This is a genomic window from Vibrio sp. (assembly GCF_050299255.1).
Lineage (GTDB): Bacteria > Pseudomonadota > Gammaproteobacteria > Enterobacterales > Vibrionaceae > Vibrio.
The window spans coordinates 21,124-27,123 of record NZ_JBNKVP010000049.1 but is presented as its reverse complement, the minus strand read 5'-3'; the positions used below and the strand labels follow the sequence as shown (position 1 = coordinate 27,123).

Below are 6,000 nucleotides of genomic sequence, written 5' to 3'. Positions count from 1 at the left end.
TGAGCCTTCAATCATGCTGAAGCAGAAAGAAGAGCGCAGCGAGCGCGCGGCTAAGCGTGAAGAAGCTAAGCCAGAAGCAGCTGCTGAGTAATTGAATTGATGACCAATCGAATGGAGTTGAGCGGCACTGTCGTGAAGCCTCCAATTCGAAGCCAAAGCCCAGCAGGGATAGAGCATTGTCGATTCTGGTTAGAGCATCGCTCCACCGTTATCGAAGCTGAACTTCCCAGACAGGTCTACTGCCGGATGCCGGTGGTGGTCAGCGGCCAAAGGTCATTAGCATTAACTCAGAATTTAGTATCAGGCAGTAACATTAAGGTCAGTGGCTTTGTCACTTACCAGACCGGCCGGAATGGCGTGGGAAAACTGGTGTTACATGCCGACAACATTACTCAAATTTAAGATCAGGAGATAGCCCATGGCTCGTTTCTTCCGTCGTCGTAAATTCTGCCGTTTTACTGCAGAAGGCGTACAAGAGATTGATTACAAAGACGTAGCAACTCTTAAAAACTACATCACTGAAGCTGGCAAAATCGTACCAAGCCGTATCACTGGTACTAGCGCTAAATACCAGCGTCAACTGGCTCGCGCGATCAAACGTGCTCGCTACCTAGCACTACTGCCGTACACTGACAAGCATCAGTAATCGGTTCGTTTTATTAAGAAAGAGGATTAAGCAATGCAAGTTATTCTACTTGATAAAATCGGTAACCTAGGTGGTCTTGGCGACACAGTAAGCGTTAAATCTGGCTACGCTCGTAACTTCCTTATCCCACAAGGTAAAGCAGTTATGGCGACTAAAGCTAACGTTGAAATGTTCGAAACTCGTCGTGCTGAACTGGAAGCTAAAGTTGCTGAGCAACTGACTGCTGCTGAAGCACGCGCTGAGAAAGTTAACGCTCTGGAAGCGGTAGTTATCGAATCTAAAGCTGGTGATGAAGGCAAACTGTTCGGTTCTATCGGTACTCGTGACATCGCTGACGCAATCACTGCGGCAGGCGTTGAAGTTGCTAAGAGCGAAGTTCGCCTACCTGAAGGTGCACTGCGTACTACTGGTGAGTTCGAAGTAAGCATCCAGCTTCACTCTGAAGTATTTGCTACTGTGAAACTGCAAGTAGTTGCTGCTGGCTAAGTTCAGTTGCAAAAACGAATAAAAAACACCAGCTTCGGCTGGTGTTTTTTTTTGTCTGCAGATCAGAACAGGAACAGCAGATTGACCGAAAACACCGTTTCGGTCCTTTTCAAACCATCCGGCACTTTGTCATGGTGCTGCCTCGTGTAATTAATCTTGAGGCCGATATCGTCGGTAATGCTGTTGATGACGCTCAGTTCGGTATCCGAACGGGTATTGCTTTTACCGCTGATAGTGGTGTAAGTCGCGGCCAGAGAGAGGGTTTCCAACGGTTGCCAGCCGGCACTGACTTTCATCCGGATGATCGCTTCCTGTACCGTATTCGGGAAGATGATGTCATCGTCGTCGATCTCATCTTTGTTCGGCTCCTGATAACGGTAACCCGGACCAATTTCAATCTCCAGTCGCTGCTTTTCAGTATTGATGAGCTGGTAACCCAGACCGCTTGAGACGGTGTGGTCCTCGAAATAGGCGCTGTAGCGTGAGTCAAAACCGCTATAACTGGCGTACAGGTAGGTTTGCGGCGACAACTTATAGTCGTTCTGCAGCGAATAGTTAGACTGGCGTTTATCTTCCTGACCATTTTTATACAGCAGGTAATACTGCCATTCACCGGAGGTACGATAGCGCCCTTTGGTGTACTCTGCGCTGAGCCGTGAATTAAGCGACTTTGAACTGGAGTTGCCACTGTGTGACTGGTAACCAAACTCGACTTCCGTCGCCCACGGTGAAACCGGCTCAGGATCGCTGTCCTGACTGGTTTGTTCTTCGGCGCAGCTCAGCACCGGCCAGACGAGGCCAAGGCTAACAAGCCAGAGTTTCGACACGAGTTACCTCACAGTAGTAAAAAGAGCGGGGCATTTTAATGCTGTTCCCCGGCCGGAAGGTCATCAGTGGGTCAATTTTGCCCATTTCAGCACCAATTGCTATTGGTTTGCAGTATAGATCAAGCCGGAGCGTGAGTAATCCGCTAGTGTGAACGCCTGAGTCAATCTAAAGACAAACTTTGCCTCAGGCTACATACAAAACTTAGTTTACCGTTATAATGGCGGGTCTTAAGTTAGTTGTTGAGCGAAACCATGTCAGAAACCAGATACGATAACCGGACTCGCAAACCCAAGGATGCCCAAGTTGACGCGATAAAGGTGCCCCCTCATTCGTTGGAAGCCGAACAGTCAGTCATTGGTGGCCTGCTGTTGGATAACGAGCGCTGGGATACGGTAGCCGAAAAAGTGATGGCGTCTGATTTCTACAGCCGTCCCCATCGACTGATTTTCCAGGCGGTGCAGAGTATTCTGGAGGCTAGCAAGCCCCTTGATTTAATCACCCTGTCTGAATATCTGGAGCGTCGTGAGCAACTGGATGACGTGGGTGGTTTCGCTTACCTGGCCGATCTGGCCAAAAACACCCCGAGTGCGGCCAACATTAACGCTTACGCGGATATCGTGGCCGAGCGCGCACTGGTACGCAGCCTGATCGGTGTCGCAAACGAGATTGCTGATGCCGGTTACGACCCACAGGGGCGCAATTCAGAAGACCTGCTCGATCTGGCGGAGAGTAAAGTGTTCGCCATTGCCGAATCCCGTACCAGTGAAAATGAAGGTCCGCAGAACGTGGATAACATTCTGGAGAAGACGCTGGAGCGGATCGAGCTGTTGTATAAGACCCCTCAGGACGGCGTGACCGGGGTGAACACCGGTTTCTCAGACCTGAACAAGAAAACCGCCGGCCTGCAGGGTTCGGACCTGGTCATTGTGGCCGCGCGTCCGTCGATGGGTAAAACCACTTTTGCCATGAACCTGTGTGAAAACGCCGCCATGGAGCAGGATAAGCCGGTGTTGATCTTCTCGCTGGAGATGCCGGCGGAACAGATCATGATGCGTATGCTGGCCTCACTCTCCAGGGTTGATCAGACCAAAATCCGTACCGGCCAACTGGACGACGAAGACTGGGCGCGTATTTCCTCCACCATGGGTATCCTGATGGAGAAGAAAAACATGTACATCGACGACAGCTCGGGCCTGACACCGACCGAAGTGCGCTCTCGCGCCCGCCGAATCGCCCGTGAGTGTGGCGGTTTGTCGATGATCATGGTCGACTACCTGCAGTTGATGCGTGTGCCGGCGATGTCGGACAACCGTACCCTGGAAATTGCCGAAATCTCCCGCTCACTGAAAGCGTTGGCGAAAGAGCTGAATGTGCCGGTGGTGGCCCTGTCTCAGTTGAACCGTTCCCTTGAGCAGCGCGCCGACAAACGCCCGGTAAACTCGGACTTGCGTGAATCCGGCTCTATCGAGCAGGACGCCGACTTAATCATGTTTATCTATCGTGATGAGGTGTACAACCCAGATAGCAGCATGAAAGGCACCGCAGAGATCATTATCGGTAAGCAGCGGAACGGTCCGATCGGTTCGGTGCGGCTGACGTTCCAGGGCCAGTATTCCCGTTTTGACAATTACGCAGGCCCAGCTTTTGATGACGACGAATAACAGCATGAGCTACATGAAAGCGGCGACGGCCTGGATCGATCTCAAGGCGTTGCAACACAACCTCACCCTGATCAAAGCCCAGGCTCCACGAAGCAAAGTGATGGCGGTGGTAAAAGCCAACGGTTATGGTCACGGCCTGCGCCATGTAGCGAAACACGCGCTGGGCGCTGATGCGTTTGGCGTCGCCCGTATCGAAGAGTCGCTGGCACTGCGAGCCTGTGGTGTCGTGAAACCGATTCTGTTACTGGAAGGGTTTTATTCCCAGGATGACTTGCCGGTGCTGGTAACCAACAACATTCAGACCGTGGTGCATTGCGAAGAGCAGCTCGACGCGTTGGAGAACAGTAAGCTTGAAGCGCCAGTGGTTGTCTGGCTGAAGCTCGACAGTGGTATGCACCGCCTCGGTGTACGTCCGGAGCAGTTTGCCGAGTTTGTCAGCCGGCTGGAAGCGTGCGCCAATGTGGCCAAGCCGTTGCGCTATATGAGCCATTTTGGCTGTGCCGATGAACTGGATAAGGCCACGACCAAGATCCAAACCGAATTGTTCCAGGCCCTGACCCAGGGCTGTGAAGGGGAGCGCTCACTGGCCGCCTCTGCCGGCCTGCTGGCCTGGCAGGAAGCGCAGCTAGACTGGGTCCGTCCCGGCATCATTATGTACGGTGTCTCTCCTTTTGGCGATACCAACGCCAGTCAGCTCGGCTTTGAGCCGGTGATGACACTGAAATCGCACCTGATCGCGGTCCGCGAAGTGAAAGCGGGCGAGCAGGTGGGCTATGGCGGTGTCTGGACCAGCGAGCGCGATACCCGGGTCGGTGTTATCGCCATCGGTTACGGGGACGGCTATCCCCGCAACGCGCCGAACGGTACGCCGGTGTTGGTCAATGGACGACGGGTGCCGATAGCCGGCCGGGTGTCGATGGACATGATCACCGTCGATCTTGGCCCTGATGCCAGCGATCAGGTGGGGGATGAAGTGATCATGTGGGGCCGTGCCCTGCCGGTCGAAGAGATCGCCAAACATGTCGGTACCATCGGCTATGAGTTGGTCACTAAGCTCACCTCTCGGGTTGCGATGGAGTACAGCGAATAATCGATGGCTTTGCTTCGTCTGATAACACTGCTGTTATGCAGCGGTCTGATGATAGTGTCCAGCGTAAGCTCAGCGACAGAGTCCACGCCGGAACCGCGCGATCGCGCCCTGCTGCCTTACTATTTTAATACCGACACACTGGGCAACACTGTCGGTGTCGCCGGTGTAATGAAAGGGATCGGCCAACCACAGGCGGGATTATTTGGCCTGGGACTGTACAGTGACAAAAAGAGTCATATCAGTTTATTAGCTGCGTTCGACTACGCCCTCGGCGACAGCTGGTTGTTCAACGGTCAGGTGTATCAGGCTCGGCTCAATAAAAGCCCGTACTATGTGGATCAGCAAGGCGGTAATGACAGTGCGATTACCGATCTTACCCTCACCGATGGCCGCGAATCCTACGCGGAAGCAGAATTCAGATACCTGTTGCCCTGGGGCAGCGTCGCCAGTCGGGGCCTCGATGCCGCCTTTGATCACCGTCGCGACGTGCAGTTTGGTTCACCACTTGAGACCGGCATCAGCTCGGTGATCGTCAAACCGTTTTACACTTATCGCAAACTGGCCTCGCTGTCCGAATCGGAACGGGCGACTGGCGTAAGCATCAAGTTCGACTGGGATAACCGCGATGTGAAACAGAACCCGACCCGCGGCTCCCACTCCTCACTGGATCTGACCCTCGGCGGCGATGAGTGGCGTCGGGATCGCAGCTGGTGGAAATGGGAACTGCAGACCAGCCAGTATTACGCGCTTGGGCCACTGGGGCAAACCCTTGACCAGCAGGTTATCGCGTTTGATTTCTATGCGGCAGACACCCCAAGTTGGGCTGATTGTGACCAGCAGACTTGTACCCTTCCGCCTGAACAGGAACAGGTGCGTCTGGGAGGGCTGTACCGGCTGCGTGGCTACACCGCTGGTCGCTACCACGGCCGTTCGGCAATCCACTACAGTCTGGAGTACCGCGCCACACCACGCTGGCAGCCGCTGAACGATATCCCGGTCATCAACTACTATCACTTTGGCTGGTGGCAGTGGGTAGCGTTCGCTGAAATCGGCCGGGTCAGCAATCAGGCCGACTGGGCGCAGTTACACAAAGACATGCGCTGGACTCTGGGCGGCGGAATCCGCTTTCAAGTCGAGGGCATAACCGTCCGTACTGAGATGGCCACCAGCGCCGATGAACAGTCTCTGGTGGTGATGATCAACCAGCCGTTTTAGCCCCAAGGCTTTTTCGTTATGTCCGCTGGCCACTTAGCTGCGGAGGACACTTACCTCCGCAGCGCATAGCGTCC

The 6,000-nt window shown here is 54.0% G+C and carries 7 protein-coding genes and 1 pseudogene; 7 read left to right on the top strand and 1 reads right to left on the bottom strand.

Translation table 11 applies throughout. From position 1 onward, the window contains the following. From rpsF to rplI, 4 genes and pseudogenes are all read left to right on the top strand, one after another. Positions 1-91 (top strand): annotated as a pseudogene (rpsF, locus tag ACQY6F_RS13135) (30S ribosomal protein S6); the annotation flags it as partial. Between the two features lie 8 nt (positions 92-99). Then, positions 100-402 (top strand): primosomal replication protein N, encoded by a 303-nt coding sequence (gene priB / locus ACQY6F_RS13130; protein WP_428774981.1) that lies wholly within the window; start codon positions 100-102, stop codon positions 400-402. A gap of 16 nt (positions 403-418) precedes the next feature. Next, positions 419-646 (top strand): 30S ribosomal protein S18, encoded by a 228-nt coding sequence (gene rpsR / locus ACQY6F_RS13125; protein ID WP_000090471.1) that lies wholly within the window; start codon positions 419-421, stop codon positions 644-646. Positions 647-679: 33 nt separating this feature from the next. Further along, a complete protein-coding gene (rplI, locus tag ACQY6F_RS13120) occupies positions 680-1,132 on the top strand; it encodes a 50S ribosomal protein L9 (protein WP_428774979.1) in 453 nt (150 codons plus the stop codon). A 62-nt stretch (positions 1,133-1,194) separates the two neighbouring features. Here rplI and ACQY6F_RS13115 read toward each other — a convergent pair whose 3' ends face one another. Then, positions 1,195-1,959 carry a DUF481 domain-containing protein gene (locus ACQY6F_RS13115; RefSeq protein ID WP_428774977.1) on the bottom strand — a complete coding sequence of 255 codons (765 nt, stop codon included), beginning with the start codon at positions 1,957-1,959 and terminating at the stop codon, positions 1,195-1,197. Positions 1,960-2,211: 252 nt separating this feature from the next. Between ACQY6F_RS13115 and ACQY6F_RS13110 the strand changes: the two genes are divergently transcribed. From ACQY6F_RS13110 to ACQY6F_RS13100, 3 genes are read left to right on the top strand one after another with little or no spacing between them, the layout of a single operon-like run. Then, positions 2,212-3,621, top strand: coding sequence for a replicative DNA helicase (locus ACQY6F_RS13110; protein WP_428774976.1), 1,410 nt, complete (start codon positions 2,212-2,214; stop codon positions 3,619-3,621). Positions 3,622-3,625: 4 nt separating this feature from the next. Then, positions 3,626-4,711, top strand: coding sequence for an alanine racemase (gene alr, locus ACQY6F_RS13105; protein WP_428774975.1), 1,086 nt, complete (start codon positions 3,626-3,628; stop codon positions 4,709-4,711). A 3-nt stretch (positions 4,712-4,714) separates the two neighbouring features. Further along, positions 4,715-5,926: a BamA/TamA family outer membrane protein gene (locus ACQY6F_RS13100; protein ID WP_428774974.1), complete on the top strand. Its 1,212-nt coding sequence runs from the start codon at positions 4,715-4,717 to the stop codon at positions 5,924-5,926. The last annotated feature ends 74 nt before the right edge of the window (positions 5,927-6,000 follow it).

Coding starts and splice junctions, on each gene's coding strand:
- rpsR (WP_000090471.1), top strand. CDS start 419: ATGGCTCGTTTCTTCCGTCGTCGTAAATTCTGCCGTTTTACTGCAGAA.
- rplI (WP_428774979.1), top strand. CDS start 680: ATGCAAGTTATTCTACTTGATAAAATCGGTAACCTAGGTGGTCTTGGC.
- priB (WP_428774981.1), top strand. CDS start 100: ATGACCAATCGAATGGAGTTGAGCGGCACTGTCGTGAAGCCTCCAATT.
- ACQY6F_RS13110 (WP_428774976.1), top strand. CDS start 2,212: ATGTCAGAAACCAGATACGATAACCGGACTCGCAAACCCAAGGATGCC.
- ACQY6F_RS13100 (WP_428774974.1), top strand. CDS start 4,715: ATGGCTTTGCTTCGTCTGATAACACTGCTGTTATGCAGCGGTCTGATG.
- alr (WP_428774975.1), top strand. CDS start 3,626: ATGAGCTACATGAAAGCGGCGACGGCCTGGATCGATCTCAAGGCGTTG.